We start from the raw sequence: 18,526 nt of genomic DNA, 5'->3' as shown, positions 1-18,526 counted from the left end.
GTCGGAATGTAGCGGTGCATCAACAGCATAGTGAAACATATAGGGAGGCGGCATATGATTAAAAAAATTTTTAAATGTCATATGTGATGAGTTAAACTTTAATTCGAATGCGCACTGGCCTGTTCTTTTCGTTCGACAGCAGTACTCCATAATAGGAAGACGAGTCCAATTAATGTAAGCAATGGCGCGATTAAACTTAGACTAGCGACGGGGAGTGTGCTCACAACAAGACCATCGATAAAGGCCCCTAATGCATTGCCGATATTAAAGGCGGATTGATTGAGTGTACTGGAAAGTATTGGTGCTTCTTGGGAAATGAGCGTACTTTTGTATTGAAGTGAAGGGCTCATGCTAAAGCCAATAAAACCGAAAAGAAAGACGCCGATCACCATGATTATCGGATGGAACTGAATGAAGTAGAGCAGTCCAAAGTAAGCAGCAAAAATAATAAAAATGCCCATCAGTAGTATTAACAACGCTTTACGGTTAAGACGGAAAGTAAGCATGACGACGATAGGACCTCCAATCGCGACATCTAAAGCGTAACCAGTAATCAATTGTCCTACCTGGCTCACAGATACATTTAAATCATTCGCCACGTTAGGAAGTAAGCCCATGATGACGAATTCAGTCATTCCAATCGCAAATGCTCCAATTGCTAACATCCAAATTGCAATAGGATACTTCTTCATAATGGATTCCTCCTGTTTTCATTTATTTTCATAACGGTGATGATACACATGCCACGTACTTATGAAGCTGTATTTGAGAAAGTAGTTATTAAAAAATGAGCCATGCTGTTGTTGGATTATTATCGTGTAGCACCAATCAAACATGACATACGCGTTTAATCCGCATACAGAAGTGGAAAAGAGACAAGGTTAAAAAGATGATAAAGAGAAAGGAGTATCGCGATGATTAATATCATTTCTGCGATAGGTTCGATTGGTACGTTTATTATGGCACTGTTCTATTTTATTTCCGTCACCGTGCAACTGTATCAAATGAAAATGAGCTTTTTGCCTGCACTCGGATTTAACCAAATTTTGATGACGCGTGATGGAGAAAAGCTAAAATTGAGAAATACATCATCATATGAAAAAGAAGATGACCAATGGGGCGATGATTATTTGAAATTATTTAACCTTGGTGCGGGTGCCGCTAAACAAATCAAGATAGAAGTGTACTTGGATGAAGAAAACGTGTTACAGAGCAAGTATGTCAGTATTTTACCAAGCAAAGAAAGTTACCTTCTCCCTATTAACAAAGACGTATTTAAGGAATTAGACAGTACTATTGAAAATAATGGCTATGAATCGAACCTCCAAATTAAAATTCAATATCAACATAACGTCAGTCGAAAAGTACAAACGCTCTACTTACAAGGGAAAATTGATAGCTTCAACCGTTACGATGAAAGCTCCGTTTATGAATTACAATTTATCCAATCAGAAAATCAAAACACAAAAGAATAGTTTGATATGTGCAAGGGTAGTGCGCCCGCTGTGGTGGCATACCCTTGTTTTTTAATGGATTCAAACAGCACCAACATTGTTAAATCGCAAATGACAGCATAGATTTAGCTACTGCAGTATTTAAATTAATGTGGTTGCTTTAACTTCCAAGTGCTATATTTTCTCAAAATCATATCGAACGCGAGATGGAAAGTGACGAAACTAGAGTTGTCAACTTGATTGAACAAACGGAAAGGTGTGCTATGAACATAGATGTTAAACGTTGCATGTTGCGCTAATGAATTGTCTTGAAGTGTCGTCACACTAATATAGGAAAGTTCTCGTGCTTTAATAGATTTGATGACCTCTTCAAAACGTGTAGTATCACCGGAAAGCGAAATAATAATGAGCAATTCACATGGCGCCATCATATCGAGTGCATGTAAAAGTTCTAGTTCATTTTTCAAGACGACAGATTTTTTGTGCAATGCGAGAATTTGACGTTGTACATCTTGTGCGACGGATTGTTGTGCTGTGCCTGTCCCATAAATATAAATAAAAGGCGCGTCATCAATACGTTGGTTAAGGCTCGAAAAATCGATGTGATTGAGATGCTTCATCGTTTGTTGAATATCGTGTTCAAGTAATGCAATAGTATCTTGTGGTAATGCTTCCTTTTGATAGTTGAGTTTAATATACGTTTTTAATTCGCTATAGCCGTCAAATCCTAATTTACGGCAGAGACGATGAATAGATGAAATGGATGTGTGTGCGGCTAAAGCTAAGTCTTGAATTTTCATTTTCTTCATAGCATCAATATGGTCATGAATGGTTTTGATAATATGTAAATCATTGTCGTTCAACTGGTCATAGTTTGCATTTACAAATCTATCTAATAGCACCTTCAACGCCTCCTGAAAATATTTTCATCAATTGTAAATATAACCCAATCGTACTATGTGGTTCCAAAAAGTGTCAAACGGATTCCAAAATGTAAGCGCTTCAATTATATTGAGGCTAGATGAAATGCATCGTTTGTCGACACAGTTCATCAAATGAAAAAGATTAGAAAGATTAAAAGTAATTCGGAGTAGTCACGCGTGTTTAATCATAACAGCGCGATATCGGTTCGCACAGAAATCTTCTAATCTGATGGAGGGATTTTTGCTCATGAATGCAATCAAACGTTTTGGGAGTGCGATGATTGTTCCTGTTATTCTATTTGCGTTTTTCGGTATTGTTGTTGGGTTAGCGACACTATTTAAAAACGAAAATATCATGGGAAGCATTGCAGCAAAAGGGACAACGTGGTTTAACATTTGGAGTGTGATTGAGAGTGGGGGTTGGACCATCTTCACCCACATGGAGTTAGCTTTTGTGATTGGTTTGCCTATCTCATTAGCGAAAAAAGCACAAGGGCGTGCAACTTTAGCAGCATTGATGATCTATCTCGTATTTAATAATTTCATCAATGCATTACTGACGATTTGGCCGGATATGTTTGGGGTTGATTTAAGTAAAGGGGTCGAAAATGTTACGGGTGTTAAAACGATTGCAGGTATCCCGACATTAGATACAAGTATTATCGGTGCCATTTTGATCTCAGCGATTGCGATTTGGATACATAACCGTTTTTATGATCAAAAGTTGCCTGAGATGTTAGGCATTTTCCAAGGGCTTACATTTGTTGTCATGATTGGTTTCTTTTTGATGATTCCAGTTGCAGTTGCTACAGCATTTGTATGGCCATACGTCCAAGTAGGAATTAAATCATTACAAGGTGTGATGTTACATTCAGGGCTCATCGGTGTATGGTTATTCCACTTTTTAGAGCGTATTTTAATACCAACTGGGTTACATCATTTCATTTATACCCCATTTGAGTTTGGGCCAACTGCGGTAGATGGTGGTTTGAGACCTTATTGGATTCATCATCTTAATGAATTTTCTAACTCAACGAAAGCATTAAAAGAACTCTATCCATATGGTTTCTTATTACAAGGAAATATCAAAATGTTTGGATTGCTTGGTGTCGCTTTAGCAATGGTTTTCTCAACGCCAAAAGCGAATAGAAAGAAAGTCATCGCATTGGTTGTGCCAGCTTCATTAACTGCAATATTTGCTGGCATTACAGAGCCATTAGAGTTCACATTCTTATTCATTGCACCATATTTATTCGCGATTCATGCAGTATTAGGCGCAACAATGGTGACATTAATGAATGCGTTCGGTGTCGTTGGTCTGATGGGTGGCGGCTTGATTGAAATTGCTGCGACGAACTGGATTCCATTATTCGGTAATCATGCGAGTGTATATATCGCACAATTCATTATCGGCTTTATTTTCACAGGTATTTATTTTGTGACCTTCAAATATTTAATTGAAAAGTTTGATATTCCAATTCCAGGACGTAAAGGTGATGAAGGTGCTAAGTTGTTTACGAAAAAAGATTATCAACAAAAGCAAAGTGCGTCCAAACAAGCATTAGGTGAAAATGAATATGACCAAAAAGCGATTTATTATTTAGAAGGTCTCGGTGGCAAAGACAACATTGTTGATGTGACGAACTGTGCAACACGTTTACGTCTAACTGTTAAAGATCCAAATTTAGTGAGAGAAAGTGACTACTTTACACATGAACAAATGGCCCATGGATTGGTGAAGAGTGGGCGTAGTGTTCAAGTGATTGTTGGCATGAGTGTGCCACAAGTCAGGGATTACTTTGAAGAAAAGTTAGAAAAAGAGGAGGAAGTATAAATGAAGAAGTTCACTATTACAATTGCAGGTGGCGGAAGTACGTTTACACCGGGAATTATTATGATGTTATTGGATTATTTAGACGAGTTTCCAATTGATACCATCAAACTTTATGATAATGATGAAGCCCGTCAAAAAACGATTGCAGACGCATGTGAAATCATTTTGAAAGAGCGTGCACCAGAAATGAAACTGATTGCCAGTGTGGATCCAGAAGAAGCATTTACGAATGTAGATTTTGTGATGGCACACATTCGAGTAGGCAAGTATGCGATGCGTGAATTGGATGAAAAGATTCCATTGCGCCATGGTGTCGTCGGTCAAGAAACTTGCGGACCTGGTGGTATTGCATACGGGATGCGTTCTATTCCAGGTGTGCTTGAATTGGTTGACTTTATGGAAAAATATTCTCCAGATGCGTGGATGCTCAATTACTCAAACCCTGCAGCGATTGTAGCTGAGGCAACACGTAAATTACGTCCGAATTCTAAAATATTGAACATTTGCGACATGCCGATTGGAATTGAAGAACTGATTGCGAAAAATTTAGGACTTGAATCTCGTAAAGAGTTTGAAGTGAATTATTACGGTTTAAACCACTTCGGATGGTGGACAGATATTCGCGATAAAAAAGGTAATTCTTTGATGCCTGAAGTAATTCGTCATGTCAGTGAGCATGGTTATGCGACAGATGGTAGTTCTGAATTAGAAAAGCAAGAGAGCTGGAACAATACACTTAAAAAAGCACGTGACGTGCAAGCGTTAGATCCGCAAACAGTACCGAATACGTATTTGAAATATTACTTCTTCCCAACGCAAGAAGTAGAACATTCGAATCCAGAATATACACGTGCGAATGAAGTCATGGATGGACGTGAAAAGTTTATCTTTACGCAATGTCAAAATATCATCGACAAAGGTACAGCGAAAGACACGGAATTAACTGTTGATGAGCACGCGTCATACATTGTAGACCTTGCAAAAGCGATCGCATACAATACGAAAGAGCGTATGTTGATGATCGTTGAAAACCAAGGCGCAATTATTAACTTTGATCCAACAGCCATGGTAGAAGTGCCTTGTATTGTAGGTAGCAATGGTCCAGAAAAGTTAGTCGTTGGCGAAATTCCACGCTTCCAAAAAGCATTAATGGAACAACAAGTCGGCGTGGAAAAGCTTGTTGTAGAAGCATATGAAGAAGCATCATATCAAAAACTATGGCAAGCGATAACTTTATCAAAAACAGTACCGAATGCGGCAGTAGCAAAAGCAATTTTAGATGATTTGATTGAAGCGAACAAAGCGTACTGGCCAGAATTGAAATAAGTATAAAAATGGAAGTCTGGGCGCGTGAATTTTCTCAGACTTCCTCATTCAAATTTTCCAATCCAAAAGTTGTAACTACTTACTTTTCACTATAGCCTACTTTGATTTTGATAGGCGAGCAAGGTGTAAATGGTCTCCAAATGTGGTGTATCCAATTGATGGGCTTTGGCACGTCGATAAATGTAACCTTGTATCGCTTCTACTTCTAAAGGATGTTGATTCATCGTATCGTAATACATGCTCGTCCCCATTTCATCAGGATAACCTGCATAAATATTCATGATTGATGTGACGAAATCCGCACCGAAATGTATCCCTTCCGCACGTGCCACTTGTTCGCCTTCTATTAACAATTGACGGCAAAGTTCAGCCATCCGTTCATCTTTAAGGACACGGGCAGTATCGCGTCCGAGTGCAGTGACGGTATTAATACCAAGATTGACAATTAATTTATACCAAATCGCTTGTTGAATATGAGGTTCCAACACGAGTTTTAATTTTGTTGCTGAGAACGCTTGAGCGAGTTGTTCTGTAATGACATCAGATTGAAGGTGCAGTTTGTAATCTCTAAAGTGTGTCACATGGTTGTCCTTCTTCTGACCACTCACATAAACGACCGCTTGATAGGCGTGATAATCTTTCAATTGCTCGAGCATACCATAACCATTTTGTGCAAGAATGAGGGTGGTTTTGTCGTGTGTGAGTGCGGGGAGTTTGGCAATCACATTCGCCAATTGATGGGTCTTCACGGCGATAAAAATTAAATCAAACGGTTCTGATGCTTCTTGGAGTGCATTTACAGAAAGCGTGCGAGTTGTCTGATCCGCATAATCTTCAAATGTTAAAGTTTGATGACGACGTCCGAGTAGTGTGACTTCGTATTGATCAGATAAGGCAACCGCGATAGAAGTCCCCACTGCACCAGGGCCGATAACAGCAATTCGAGTCATTGGATATCACCTTTCTTCTATTTAATTTAAGCTTTTTTCCACATATGAATATGCTTTAATTTATTATGTTTTAGAAAAGTTGTAAAGTATATCATGTGGAATGATTTAGAATGACGAATGATTCAGTGAAGTTTTGTCAAAGACTTTTCATAATCATGAGGACGATTCTATAAAAATCAAAAAAATCAATGGAAAATACAAGTGACTTGATTTACTATTGATATAATAAAAATTAAAGGGTGAAAGAATTGAAAACTTTAAATCATATTCAACAAATGAAGCGTGACGGTGAAAAAATTTCAATGGTGACCGCTTATGATTACCCAAGTGCGAAACAAGTTGAAGAGGCCAATATCGATATGATTCTAGTGGGAGATTCACTAGGCATGACGGTATTAGGATATGAAAGCACAGTCGATGTAACACTTGAAGATATGTTGCATCATAGCCGTGCTGTTCGACGTGGTGCGCCCAATACGTTTGTTGTCGTTGATATGCCATTTGGTTCAGTAGGTATCGATGCTAAAACAGATATTGAAAATGCGATTCGTCTTTATAGAGAAAGTCGCGGAAATGCTTTAAAAGTAGAAGGTGCACATTTGACTGACTTTATGACACAAGCAACACAAATGGGCATTCCGATTGTCGCACATCTCGGTTTGACACCTCAAAGTGTTGGCGTGTTAGGTTATAAAATGCAAGGTGCAACGAAAGAAGCGGCACAACAGCTGATTGAAGATGCTCAAGCAGTTGAACGTGCAGGCGCGATCGCATTAGTACTTGAAGCGATTCCGAGTGATCTCGCCCAAGTCATTTCAGAAAAATTAACAATTCCAGTAATTGGTATCGGTGCAGGTAAAGGGACAGATGGCCAAGTGTTGGTTTATCACGATATGCTTAATTATGGCGTGGATCGTCATGCGAAATTCGTGAAACAGTACTGTGATCTCTCAATCGGTATCGCTGCGTTAGAAAAATATAATGAAGAAGTGAAAACAGGTGTATTTCCATCTGAAGCATACACTTATAAAAAGCAAATTATGGATGAGGTAGACGCATGACACAACGTATAACATCAATTCAAGAAATGCAACAACTCGCAAGACAATTTCATCGTGAAGGCAAGTCAATCGGTTTTGTACCGACGATGGGAGCGTTACATGATGGTCATTTAACGATGATGCGTCAATCAACAGAAGAGAATGACATCACCGTGATGAGTGTCTTTGTTAACCCATTACAATTCGGTCCAAATGAAGATTTTGATGCCTATCCACGTCAAATTGATGAAGATGAGGCGATGGTCAGTCAAATCGGTGTGGATTACGTCTTTTATCCCGCAGTAGAAGAAATGTATCCAGGTGAAATCGGTACTCATGTAACAGTGGGACGTTTAGCAAAAGTATTAGAAGGTGCGCTACGTCCAGGTCATTTTGATGGTGTTGTGACAGTGGTGAATAAGTTATTTAACATTGTTCAACCAGATGTCGCATACTTTGGTAAAAAGGACGCCCAACAACTCGCAATCGTCGAACAAATGGTCCGCGATTTTAACCACCCCGTTAGAATTGTCGGTGTCGATATTGTGCGTGAAGCGGATGGATTGGCGAAAAGTTCAAGAAATGTTTATTTAACAGCGGAAGAACGACAAGAAGCCGTCCATTTGCGTCAAAGTTTAGTGCTCGCACAGTCGCTATATGATGCGGGTGAGCGTGAAAGTAGCGTCATTATTAATAAAGTGACACAATATTTAGAGACCCACACAAGCGGTCAAGTTCAAGAAGTTGCAGTATACAGTTACCCCGAATTAAGAGAGCAAGCACATATAGAAGGACGTATTTTTATATCATTAGCCGTGAAGTTTACCCAAGCACGGTTAATCGATAACATTATTATTGGAGATGAAACAGAGAAATGATAAGAACTATGATGAACGCAAAAATTCATCGTGCACGTGTCACAGAAGCCAATTTGAACTATGTCGGTAGTATTACGATTGATCAAGACATTTTAGATGCAGTGGATATTTTGCCAAACGAAAAAGTAGCGATTGTAAATAATAATAACGGTGCACGTTTAGAAACATATGTCATTGCCGGTGAGCGCGGCAGTGGTAAAATTTGTTTAAATGGTGCAGCAGCGCGTCTCGTACAAGTTGGCGATGTCGTGATTATTATGACGTATGCGCAGTTGGATGAGACGGAGTTAAAAACACATTCCCCTAAAGTGGCAGTGATGAATGAGCATAATGAAATTGTAGAAATGATTCATGAGAAAGAAGATACGGTAATTCTTTAAATATAAAGTATAACAGGGCTAGGATAACATTATTCCTAGCCTGTTTTTTATGAATGATGCTACAAAAAAGAGGCAACCGCATCGGATTCCCTCTTTTTATATCAAATAGAACTTTTAAAGATCTATCGTAATTTTTTGGATTTTATTGACATCGACCGTGTCGCTCATACGGTGATCTTGTAACTTTTTATTTAACTCTAAAGTCATGATGTCTGTATCTTTATCGCCAATTTTGATGACAATTTTACCGTTGTTTGAGTCGTTTTGGTATAATCCATAATTTTTCATCAGCATTTTTCGAAGTTTAAAGTCTAATTCTTTTAAAGACACTTCTTCTTTGTTTATAGTAAAGTCGTTTGTGTGAATACTTGAAGTTACCCAATCATTTTTTCTATTAATTTCGATGTTAGGTTTTTTCACATAATCGTGGTATGTAGCTTTATTTGATTGAGTAATGCCGCCAATAGATTTAATCTCAGCACTTCTATCTGTTCCCTCTGGCACTACAAAAAGATCTAAATTAGAATAAGTTTTTTGCGCATCAGTGTATTTTGACAAGTCACTTCCGTCTAATGAAACAAGCACTGAGATACCGGCATTTGTTATTACATTAAGTTTGTTATTTCCCTGTACATGACCAGTAACTTTGAAGTCCTCCAAAGGGGTTTTAGAGTAATAATCTTTTAACGCCTTCGTTTGAGTATTAATAACTTGAATATCCCCTTCATTAGCGAATGCTGCTGCGTGACTTTGTAGGCCAACGCCTGTTGTTAAAATACCTACTGCCAAGCTAACTTTTAAAATTGTTGAATGATTCATGATGATTCTTCTCCTTAATATGCTGTCATCTATAGTGTGTCATTGAAGACTTTTTAATTATATAAAGATACTAGGGATTTTAATATTAACTATTTTTTAAATGATTATTAACTTATGAGCTAAAAAATTAATAAGTAAAACCCTCACTTTAGTTTGGAAACTTAAAATAAGGGTTTACGTGATTATTTTATATTTTATTGACCATTGTAAGCTTTATCAATCATTTTGTTAAAGCGTTTTTGGTGCGCTTTGCTTAATGTGTTCACTTTTTGTTGAGCCGCAATTCGGTCTTGATAACGATGTGTGTCAACATATTGGATTCAGCTTCTCTGACATGGTTACGTCGAATAGCGCGTTTCTCTCTTTCCGTGTAACCAGATGTATCACTTTCACTCAAACCGTACAAATAGCCTGACTTTTGGAATGTTGTCGATTCATCAATATCAACAATATTGCTTTCTGTAATTGTTTCAGTTTCAACAGGGGCTTGTTGAGGTGCGTCAGACTGTTCTTGTTGTAAAACAGGTGCCTCGACTTGTTCAGGTTTCTCTTGTACATTTTCTTTTGGTGCGTCTACCGTTTCAGATACTTGTTCGCTATTCAGAGTTGCTAAAGGTTGCGCATTACGCCCTTGAGGGACTTCAAATGTCGTCTCAGTCTTCATTTGTGGGATAGCAGTCATGGGTGTATGTACTGTTGTTTCAGTGTAAACAGGTTGCTGTGGTTTGACAGTTTGTGGCGCTTCAATTGCCATACTATTGCCTGATGCTTGAGGAACTGTTGGCTGACTAGAATGAGCTGATTCGTCAGCAGCTTTCTGTTTCAATGCTCTAGGGTGTCTTAAGTTCACGTTATTTTTAGCTTCTTTTGCATCTTTTCTCAGTTTATTTTTTACTTCATGATTGTTTTCATTTTCTGCTGTCAAAATCGGTATATCTTGAGGACGTGCCAAATCGATTTCTTCAAAAAACTCATCAATAATTGTTTCTAAGTCTTCTACTTTTCTATCTAACATGCGTTTGTTAATTGCTTTCTTTTCTTTACGCTCTTTATCTGTATAACCGATACTCATATCGAGTTTGTTATACAAATTAGATATTGCATCACCTTGTCTAGTAAAGGTTTGACCTAACATTAAAATTTGGTTTTCTAACTTATTTAATTGTTCCTCTGCGCGATCTTGATCTTCGTCATTGAATGGTTTCAACTCAGGGTGTTTTTCATTCAGCTCAGCGATTTCTCTTTCAAAGTCGTTTTTATTTTTTTTCAATTCTTCAAAAACTGACTTGTACCTTTCATACGTTAATCCTACGACAGCTGTTGGAATAGGTTCATTATTTTTTTCCTTTATTCTCTTTACTTTTTCACCTTGTAAAAATTGGTTCATGGCGTCCATTTCAGCCATATAGCGTTGCTTATATTTTTTAACTGCCGCCGCATATTCTGGCTCATCATATTTTTCATGACCATGAATACTTAATGTATAAATCAAGTCTTCTAAGCTCTTTTTATATTGCTCCGTTGTATATGATGATGTATAACTTTGGTCTTTAATAGATAATGCTTTTGATTTATAAGGATTTTCTTCCCCGGTAACGATAGCGGATGCTTCTCCGCCAACTAAAAAGTGTGAAGCGAGAACAGCACTCGCCGATAAAACAAGCAATTTCTTTTTCATTAATGAATCTCCCTTAATATGAATATATTTATAGTTACAAATTATTTTTTAATCTCCCAATTAATTAATTTGCAAGTTTTGATTATATATTAGTTTGAAAACAAGAGAAATTAACTCGGAATTAATTGATATTAAACAATTCTTAAAGAGGTGTAATAATTGATTAAGAAATGATGTGCAAAACTTTATATTGCATGAGTTAATCAACAATGTCACCCACTTCGATTTCAACTAAATGTCCGGCAACTGGTTTTCATCACATGTGAAGAGCAAAGGTCATTCTAAACCAAAGTCGGCCACTTTTTAGTGCTATTTTTATCTAGCGAATACCAAAAAAACCATTCCACTGACAATGTTTCTTTTTACATCTTTCCCTTTAGACTGCTCCTACACGTGATGCCCCATGCAATGTTTATCATTGAAAACGTACTGCGCTTTGATAAATATTTTTGACCATATGGACGTGTTCCTTTATGACAAATTATTGACAATATATAAAAAAATTAATGGACGAACCGATTTTTAATTGTCAATTTCGCATTAATATGACATACTTTTATTTAATTAGTATGACACATTAAAAAGAAAGAGGTGCCCAGTATGACAAAATATGTTTATGCATTTGATGAAGGTCAGAAAAATATGAAGGATTTACTTGGCGGAAAAGGGGCCAATTTATCAGAAATGAAGCGTTTAGGTTTGCCTGTGCCTGATGGTTTCACGTTAACGACAGCGGCATGTATTGAATATTTAGAGCGTGGTGCGCAGTTGTCTGATGAAGTGAAAGCCCAATTACAAGCGCAGTTGGAGGCATTTTCAGCGCGCACGAATAAGGCGTTTTCTTCGGATGACAATCTGTTGCTCGTTTCTGTGCGTAGTGGGGCGAAAATTTCGATGCCGGGTATGATGGATACGATTTTAAATTTAGGTTTGAACGATGAAAATGTTGAAAAGCTGGCACGTAAAACGAATGATGCGCGTTTTGCTTATGATTGTTATCGTCGTCTCTTACAAATGTTTGGGGAAGTGGTGTACGGGATTCCGATGACTGCTTTTGATACATACTTCGATAACTACAAAGCGACGCACAATTATCAAAATGATGCTGATATTCCGGCTGAAGGGTTACAAGAAATTTGTGAGCATTTTAAAACGGTGTATATTGAAGAAGTGTACAAACCATTCCCACAAAATCCGCTCGATCAGTTGTTAGAAGCGATTGAGGCAGTCTTTAAATCTTGGGATAATGACCGTGCACGTGTGTATCGTGACTTGAATGACATTCCACACAATATTGGAACAGCTGTAAATGTACAAGAAATGGTGTTCGGTAATAGTGGACCGCAAAGTGGAACGGGGGTTGCTTTCACACGTAATCCTGTGACAGGTGAAGCGAAATTATTTGGTGAATATTTGTTAAATGCACAAGGTGAAGATGTGGTGGCCGGGATTCGTACGCCTCAAGATATTGCGACATTACATGACCAAATGCCGCATGTCCACGCACAATTCGTCGCTGTAGCAGAACAACTCGAACAACATTATCAAGATATGCAAGATATTGAATTTACGATTGAAAATGAAAAGCTCTATATTCTGCAAACGCGTAACGGTAAACGTACAGCGAAAGCAGCGATGCAAATTGCGGTTGATTTAGTTGAAGAGGGTGTCATTTCGAAAAAAGATGCGATGACTAAAGTGGACGTGAAATCCATTGATACGTTATTACATCCAACTTTTGAAGCACAAGCGTTAGAAAGAGCGACAGTCATTTCAAAGGCAGGTTTACCGGCGAGTCCAGGTGCAGCAACGGGTAAAATTGTGTTTTCAGCAGCAGAAGCGAAACGTCAAGCTGAGGCGGGTGAAAAGGTCATCTTAATGCGTCCAGAAACGTCGCCGGAAGATATTGAAGGGATGATTGCGAGTGAAGCGATCGTAACGACACATGGTGGAATGACGTCGCATGCCGCTGTAGTTGCGCGTGGTATGGGGAAATGTTGTGTGACAGGCTGTGCGGACCTTGAAATTAATACACGTGAGAAAACAGTGACGTATGCGCATGGTCAGTTATTTGAAGGTGATGAAATATCTGTCGACGGTGCACAAGGTGACATTTATGCAGGTATCGTGGAAACGACAAGTGCAGAACATAGCGAGGCGTTCGAGCAATTTATGCAGTGGACGGAAGAAATTGCGCGTCTAGATGTTCGTATGAATGCGGAAACGACGCCTGATATTGAAGCAGGTTATCAGTTCAATGCGCAAGGGATTGGTCTTGTCCGTACAGAGCATATGTTTTTCGGTGCAGAACGATTAGTAGAAATGCGTCGCTTCATTTTATCTTCAGACGATGAGACACGAACACAATCTTTAAATCGTATTCGCACATACCAAACAGAAGACTTTGAACAAATTTTCCGTTTATCAGGCGAGCGTCCAACGATTGTGCGTTTACTCGATCCACCGCTTCATGAATTTTTACCGAAATCTGACGAAGAAATTGACAGTGTCGCACAGCAGTTAAACATTTCTGCGGCACAGCTAAAGCAACGCATGGCAGAATTACATGAAACGAACCCTATGCTAGGCCACCGTGGTTGTCGTCTCGCGATCACATACCCAGAATTGTATGTTATGCAAGTCGAAGCGATGATGAAGAGTGTGGCACAATTGAAAAATGAGGGTATCGCATGTCATCCAGAAATTATGGTGCCGCTGGTTTCTACTGTGGCAGAATTTAAAGTGTTAAAAGCACAAATTCTAGATGCGATTCAGCAAATTGAGACAGACACGAACCAATCACTTCATTATTTAGTGGGAACGATGATTGAAACACCACGTGCTTGTGTGATTGCGGGTGACCTGGCGAAAGAATGCGACTTCTTCAGCTTTGGTACGAATGATTTAACCCAGCTCACTTTCGGTTTTTCTCGTGATGATGCAGGAAAATTTATTAATGACTATTTGAACCAACATATTTTAGCAGCCGATCCATTCCAAACTTTAGATGTGGATGGCGTGGGGGCACTCGTTCGAAATGCGTCAGAACAAGCAAAAGCCGCAAATCCTAATATTAAAATCGGTGTCTGTGGTGAGCTCGGCGGGGATCCGAAATCTATCCATCACTTTAACCGTATGGCGATTGATTATGTGTCTTGTTCGCCATTCCGTGTACCAGGTGCCAAGTTAGCAGCAGCACAAAGTGTCGTTGAAAGTGAGGGATAATATGGCAACAACACCGCAATTGACCATTTTTATCATTTCAGATTCATTAGGTGAGACTGCACAACGTATGGTGCACGCGGTGATGAGTCAATTTCCGAAGCTGACCCAAATAGAAATGAAGAAATTTTCATTGATTGAAAGCGAGGAAGCGCTCCTTAACGTGCTAAAACTCGCCAAAGAACGGCAAGCCATCGTCGTGACCACGTTAGTGACGGATCATTTCAATGCATTGGGGCAAGCGTATGCTGCAGAACATGAAATTCCATACATTGATTACATGTCACCACTTATGCAGCATGTTCAAGCTGCAACGGGTCATATGCCTGTGAAGGAAAAAGGAAAAATACGTGAGTTAGATGAAGACTATTTCAAACGGATTGACGCGATAGAATATGCAGTCAAATATGATGACGGCAAACATTTCACAGACATTGAAGAAGCGGACGTCCTCATCGTCGGTGTTTCCAGAACATCTAAAACGCCATTGAGTATGTATTTAGCGAACAAAGGGTACAGGGTCGCTAATATTCCGTTAGTACCTGAAATCGGTATCCCTTATGACATCGTAAAAGACAAAAAATTGAAAGTCATCGGTCTCACCGCAAGTCCTGAATACATTATGAGCATTCGAACAGAGCGTGTGAAAGTGCTTGGCATGAAAGGGAAACAAGCGTATTACAATGATTTACAGCGCATTAAAGCAGAACTCGCTTATGCTGAAGAAGTGTTCAAGCAGCTCAATGCGACAGTCATTAATACAGAATATCGCTCGATTGAAGAATCCGCATTTTATATCGAAAAGGTTTTACAACAATAGCGGTTTGATGATGTGAATGAGGACAAAATTTCGATATGAAGTCAATCAAGCACATCGAATTATGGGTGTCTCATGAACAGCAATGCATTGTAACCATAAAGGCTGGGATCATATCTCAGTCTTTTTGGTTTTCGCCACTGCACAATTTTAATGTTACATCACGTTTAAAAGATTATATTGATAACATTTTGATTGCGCGTCAAACTTTCAAATATACTTCTGACGGTTCAGTAGGGTGAATGACTGATAATGATAAAGCGCTATATATCCAGGCGAGCGGTTCCATTTATACTAACGAAGATCGCTATCAACCTTTAGATTTTGCGCCTCAATATTTAAAAGCGATATTTAAAGAAATGATGGCATTTGATGACTTTTACATCGTTCGCACGCAAGGTACAGCTAAATTAAGTAAAGAAGCGGTATTACAACAGGCACAATACGATTTAGAGGGAGTTTTCCAAGCATTCTATAGCTAAATATAAAAAAGCTGTGAAGCAATCTAGTGTCACAGATTCCTTCACAACTTATCTGATTCTTTCTCCGACGATATGTGAACGAGATGTTTCGTTTGTATCGACACAATCACATCTCACTTAATGGCACGACATGTGATCCAACGCAAGATTTAATGCTAACACATTGACATAATCCTCATACAAAGTACCTTGATGGGCTTGGTTAGAAATGAGTTGATTGATTTGTTCTGTTGACAGGTTTCTGCGTTCTGCAATGCGCGCGACTTGTTGTTTCGCGTTGTCTACAGTAATATCCGGGTCTAAACCTGAACCTGATTCTGTAACGGCATCAATAGGTGTATGGCCGTTTGTTTGTTTTAAAGTTACCACTCTCTGTTGAAGTTCAGGATGCCCATTAGCATAGTTATGACTACCAGAAGCGATCCCGTTTTCTTTGATCATGGCGGCATCCATATTATATTTCACAGCACTCACACGCCCATGAAAGTATTGGGGTTTATCCCACTGCTGACCGATTAACTCGGAACCGACGACTTGATCGTTTAGTCTCACTAGGCTACCGTTCGCTTGATGATGAAACACTGTCTGTCCAACTGCAGTGACAGACAGTGGAAAGATGAGACCACATAAAATCATTGTCATTACAACGAGTCCTATACTACTTCTTATTGCTTTCATACTACATCCTCCTATAGCCATCATTGAATTAAAAGATCAATTAATTTAATGCCAATAAAAGGGATCATCATCCCGCCGAGTCCATAGACCAACATATTTTTCATCAATATCGTTTCAGTCGATGCTCCTTTAATGCGCACCCCTTTCATCGCAATAGGAATCAACAATGCGATAATGAGTGCATTAAAGATGAGCGCTGAAATAATGGCAGATTCAGGGGAATGTAACTGCATAATATTTAAGCGACTCATTTCAGGTATCGTGACCATCATCATGGCAGGTAAAATAGCAAAATATTTGGCAATATCATTCGCAATACTGAATGTTGTCAATGCGCCTCTCGTCATGAGTAGCTGTTTTCCGATTTTGACGACTTCCATTAATTTCGTTGGATTGGAATCTAAATCAATTAAGTTTGCGGCTTCTTTTGCGCTTAAAGTCCCTGAGTTCATCGCTAGGCCGACGTTCGCTTGGGCAAGCGCAGGGGCGTCATTCGTTCCGTCACCTGTCATCGCAACAATGTGGCCTTTTTCTTGTTCTTCTCTAATGACTTTGATTTTATCTTCCGGTTTACATTCGGCGATAAAACGGTCGACACTGGCTTCTTTCGCAATAGTAGCGGCAGTCAATTCGTTGTCACCGGTACACATGACTGTTTCGATGCCCATTTGACGCAACTCTTGAAAACGTTCCACTAAGCCTTCTTTAATGACATCTTTTAAATAAATCACGCCTAAAATCGTTTGGTTTTCGACGACAATTAACGGTGTGCCGCCTTTACTAGACACTTCAGTGACGAGTGCTTCAATATTGGAAGGGATCACGCCCCCTTGTTGTTTCACATATTTCAACATACTATTAGGTGCGCCTTTAAAGACGGAGCGTTCACCAATAATCATCCCGCTCATACGTGTTTCTGCTTTGAATGGGCGATAATCTCCTTTGACCTCCTCTGGCAACTGTACGGATGAACGTTTGGCTAAAGTGACGATACTTTTGCCTTCAGGTGTATCATCTTCAACGGAACTTTCATACGCTGCGACGAGTAATCTGTCGTACCATTCCTCTCGAACAGGCAGTAAGGCTTCCGCTAAACGATTACCGTAAGTGATGGTGCCGGTTTTATCTAAAATTAAGACATCGACATCGCCACACGTTTCAATCGCGCGTCCACTTTTCGCTAAAATGTTAAATTGTGTAACACGGTCCATACCCGCTATCCCAATGGCAGAAAGTAATCCTCCAATCGTTGTTGGAATTAAACAAACTGTCAATGCAATCAATGTTGCGATAGGGACATTGAGATTTAAATATTGGGCAATGGGATACAACGTTAAAATGACAACGAGAAAAATAATCGTTAATGTCATCAGCAACGTAAACAGCGCAATTTCGTTGGGTGTTTTTTTACGTTGGGCCCCTTCAACGAGGGCAATCATTTTATCTAAAAATGTCGCGCCTTCTTCACTGTTTACTTCAATAATGAGCCAGTCCGATGTCACGGTTGTTCCACCAATAACACCTGAAAAATCGCCACCTGATTCTTTAATGACTGGCGCAGACTCTCCGGTAATGGCAGATTCATCCACTGTTGCAATCCCTTTAATAATGGTACCGTCTGACGGAATCATTTCACCGGATTTTACGAGAATACGGTCACCTCGTTTTAAAGCTGACGCATCAACCGTTTCGTATACTTCAGCGTTGACTATGCGACGTGCAATCATATGAGACTTTGTTTCTCGAAGACTGTTCGCCTGTGCTTTACCGCGTCCTTCTGCAATCGCTTCTGAAAAGTTAGAGAATAGCACGGTAAAGAATAAAATGATGAAAATCGTAAATAAATAAAGTCGTGACATCGCGTCATCTGTAAAAATTTGTGGCACGATTGTCATGATTAACGTTAAAACCATCCCCACCTCTACGACAAACATAATGGGATTTTTAATGAGAGATACAGGGTTTAATTTAATAAAACTCTCCTTGATGGCGTGTCTGACAATCGCGCCATTCACCACATGAGATGATTGTTTCATTGAACACAG

General features: G+C 39.2%; 15 protein-coding genes and 1 pseudogene. 9 read left to right on the top strand and 7 right to left on the bottom strand.

All coding sequences use genetic code 11. The features are described 5' to 3' along the window. Nucleotides 1–98: 98 nt before the first annotated feature. Nucleotides 99–692, bottom strand: coding sequence for an MFS transporter (locus EL101_RS12555; RefSeq protein ID WP_096598134.1), 594 nt, complete (start codon nt 690–692; stop codon nt 99–101). 222 nt (nt 693–914) lie between these two features. Between EL101_RS12555 and EL101_RS12550 the strand changes: the two genes are divergently transcribed. After that, nucleotides 915–1,475, top strand: coding sequence for a hypothetical protein (locus EL101_RS12550; RefSeq protein WP_096598132.1), 561 nt, complete (start codon nt 915–917; stop codon nt 1,473–1,475). Nucleotides 1,476–1,600: 125 nt separating this feature from the next. Here the strand turns inward: EL101_RS12550 and EL101_RS12545 are convergent, their stop codons facing one another. Beyond that, the gene (locus EL101_RS12545) at nt 1,601–2,356 is read right to left on the bottom strand and encodes a MurR/RpiR family transcriptional regulator (RefSeq protein ID WP_096598130.1); all 756 of its coding nucleotides are present in this window, start codon (nt 2,354–2,356) and stop codon (nt 1,601–1,603) included. 268 nt (nt 2,357–2,624) lie between these two features. On the opposite strand from EL101_RS12545, the gene EL101_RS12540 reads away from it, so the two are divergent. Next, on the top strand, nt 2,625–4,211 hold the full coding sequence (locus EL101_RS12540) for an alpha-glucoside-specific PTS transporter subunit IIBC (RefSeq protein ID WP_096598128.1): 1,587 nt from the start codon (nt 2,625–2,627) through the stop codon (nt 4,209–4,211). Further along, nucleotides 4,212–5,537 (top strand): 6-phospho-alpha-glucosidase, encoded by a 1,326-nt coding sequence (locus EL101_RS12535; protein WP_096598126.1) that lies wholly within the window; start codon nt 4,212–4,214, stop codon nt 5,535–5,537. It abuts the gene before it with no gap. An 89-nt stretch (nt 5,538–5,626) separates the two neighbouring features. On the opposite strand, the gene EL101_RS12530 is transcribed toward EL101_RS12535, so the two are convergent. Further along, nucleotides 5,627–6,487 (bottom strand): oxidoreductase, encoded by an 861-nt coding sequence (locus EL101_RS12530; protein ID WP_096598124.1) that lies wholly within the window; start codon nt 6,485–6,487, stop codon nt 5,627–5,629. A 275-nt stretch (nt 6,488–6,762) separates the two neighbouring features. Between EL101_RS12530 and panB the strand changes: the two genes are divergently transcribed. The 3 genes from panB to panD are packed head-to-tail and all read left to right on the top strand — an operon-like array spanning nt 6,763 to nt 8,785. Then, a complete protein-coding gene (gene panB, locus EL101_RS12525) occupies nt 6,763–7,548 on the top strand; it encodes a 3-methyl-2-oxobutanoate hydroxymethyltransferase (protein ID WP_422396471.1) in 786 nt (261 codons plus the stop codon). Next, complete coding sequence (panC, locus tag EL101_RS12520) at nt 7,545–8,405, top strand: pantoate--beta-alanine ligase (protein ID WP_096598120.1); 861 nt, start codon at nt 7,545–7,547, stop codon at nt 8,403–8,405. Before panB ends, panC begins: the two co-directional genes overlap by 4 nt. Continuing rightward, complete coding sequence (gene panD, locus EL101_RS12515; RefSeq protein WP_019166912.1) at nt 8,402–8,785, top strand: aspartate 1-decarboxylase; 384 nt, start codon at nt 8,402–8,404, stop codon at nt 8,783–8,785. Before panC ends, panD begins: the two co-directional genes overlap by 4 nt. A gap of 114 nt (nt 8,786–8,899) precedes the next feature. Here panD and EL101_RS12510 read toward each other — a convergent pair whose 3' ends face one another. Continuing rightward, complete coding sequence (locus EL101_RS12510; RefSeq protein WP_096598118.1) at nt 8,900–9,604, bottom strand: exotoxin beta-grasp domain-containing protein; 705 nt, start codon at nt 9,602–9,604, stop codon at nt 8,900–8,902. Nucleotides 9,605–9,866: 262 nt separating this feature from the next. After that, the gene (locus EL101_RS12505) at nt 9,867–11,282 is read right to left on the bottom strand and encodes a coagulase domain-containing protein (RefSeq protein WP_240622744.1); all 1,416 of its coding nucleotides are present in this window, start codon (nt 11,280–11,282) and stop codon (nt 9,867–9,869) included. A gap of 600 nt (nt 11,283–11,882) precedes the next feature. On the opposite strand from EL101_RS12505, the gene ppdK reads away from it, so the two are divergent. The 3 genes and pseudogenes from ppdK to EL101_RS12490 form a co-directional block, all read left to right on the top strand. After that, nucleotides 11,883–14,507, top strand: a complete 2,625-nt coding sequence (gene ppdK / locus EL101_RS12500; RefSeq protein WP_096598116.1) for a pyruvate, phosphate dikinase — start codon at nt 11,883–11,885, stop codon at nt 14,505–14,507. 1 nt (nt 14,508) lies between these two features. Next, nucleotides 14,509–15,324 carry a pyruvate, water dikinase regulatory protein gene (locus tag EL101_RS12495; protein ID WP_096598114.1) on the top strand — a complete coding sequence of 272 codons (816 nt, stop codon included), beginning with the start codon at nt 14,509–14,511 and terminating at the stop codon, nt 15,322–15,324. Nucleotides 15,325–15,455: 131 nt separating this feature from the next. Further along, nucleotides 15,456–15,803, top strand: a pseudogene (locus tag EL101_RS12490) (NAD(P)H-dependent oxidoreductase); the annotation flags it as partial. Between the two features lie 117 nt (nt 15,804–15,920). On the opposite strand, the gene kdpC reads toward EL101_RS12490, so the two are convergent. After that, a complete protein-coding gene (kdpC, locus tag EL101_RS12485) occupies nt 15,921–16,481 on the bottom strand; it encodes a K(+)-transporting ATPase subunit C (RefSeq protein WP_096598112.1) in 561 nt (186 codons plus the stop codon). A 20-nt stretch (nt 16,482–16,501) separates the two neighbouring features. Beyond that, the gene (gene kdpB, locus EL101_RS12480; RefSeq protein WP_096598110.1) at nt 16,502–18,517 is read right to left on the bottom strand and encodes a potassium-transporting ATPase subunit KdpB; all 2,016 of its coding nucleotides are present in this window, start codon (nt 18,515–18,517) and stop codon (nt 16,502–16,504) included. Nucleotides 18,518–18,526: the final 9 nt, after the last annotated feature.

The organism is Staphylococcus delphini, from assembly GCF_900636325.1.
GTDB lineage: Bacteria > Bacillota > Bacilli > Staphylococcales > Staphylococcaceae > Staphylococcus > Staphylococcus delphini.
Note: the sequence above shows the minus strand (reverse complement) of the source record. Positions and strands in the feature narration are given on the sequence as shown.

Excerpts from the sequence above, each read along its gene's own strand:
- EL101_RS12555 (WP_096598134.1), bottom strand. The coding sequence starts at position 692 with ATGAAGAAGTATCCTATTGCAATTTGGATGTTAGCAATTGGAGCATTT.
- EL101_RS12550 (WP_096598132.1), top strand. The coding sequence starts at position 915 with ATGATTAATATCATTTCTGCGATAGGTTCGATTGGTACGTTTATTATG.
- EL101_RS12540 (WP_096598128.1), top strand. The coding sequence starts at position 2,625 with ATGAATGCAATCAAACGTTTTGGGAGTGCGATGATTGTTCCTGTTATT.
- EL101_RS12535 (WP_096598126.1), top strand. The coding sequence starts at position 4,212 with ATGAAGAAGTTCACTATTACAATTGCAGGTGGCGGAAGTACGTTTACA.
- EL101_RS12530 (WP_096598124.1), bottom strand. The coding sequence starts at position 6,487 with ATGACTCGAATTGCTGTTATCGGCCCTGGTGCAGTGGGGACTTCTATC.
- panB (WP_422396471.1), top strand. The coding sequence starts at position 6,763 with ATGAAGCGTGACGGTGAAAAAATTTCAATGGTGACCGCTTATGATTAC.
- panC (WP_096598120.1), top strand. The coding sequence starts at position 7,545 with ATGACACAACGTATAACATCAATTCAAGAAATGCAACAACTCGCAAGA.
- panD (WP_019166912.1), top strand. The coding sequence starts at position 8,402 with ATGATAAGAACTATGATGAACGCAAAAATTCATCGTGCACGTGTCACA.
- EL101_RS12510 (WP_096598118.1), bottom strand. The coding sequence starts at position 9,604 with ATGAATCATTCAACAATTTTAAAAGTTAGCTTGGCAGTAGGTATTTTA.
- EL101_RS12505 (WP_240622744.1), bottom strand. The coding sequence starts at position 11,282 with ATGAAAAAGAAATTGCTTGTTTTATCGGCGAGTGCTGTTCTCGCTTCA.
- ppdK (WP_096598116.1), top strand. The coding sequence starts at position 11,883 with ATGACAAAATATGTTTATGCATTTGATGAAGGTCAGAAAAATATGAAG.
- EL101_RS12495 (WP_096598114.1), top strand. The coding sequence starts at position 14,509 with ATGGCAACAACACCGCAATTGACCATTTTTATCATTTCAGATTCATTA.
- kdpC (WP_096598112.1), bottom strand. The coding sequence starts at position 16,481 with ATGAAAGCAATAAGAAGTAGTATAGGACTCGTTGTAATGACAATGATT.
- kdpB (WP_096598110.1), bottom strand. The coding sequence starts at position 18,517 with ATGAAACAATCATCTCATGTGGTGAATGGCGCGATTGTCAGACACGCC.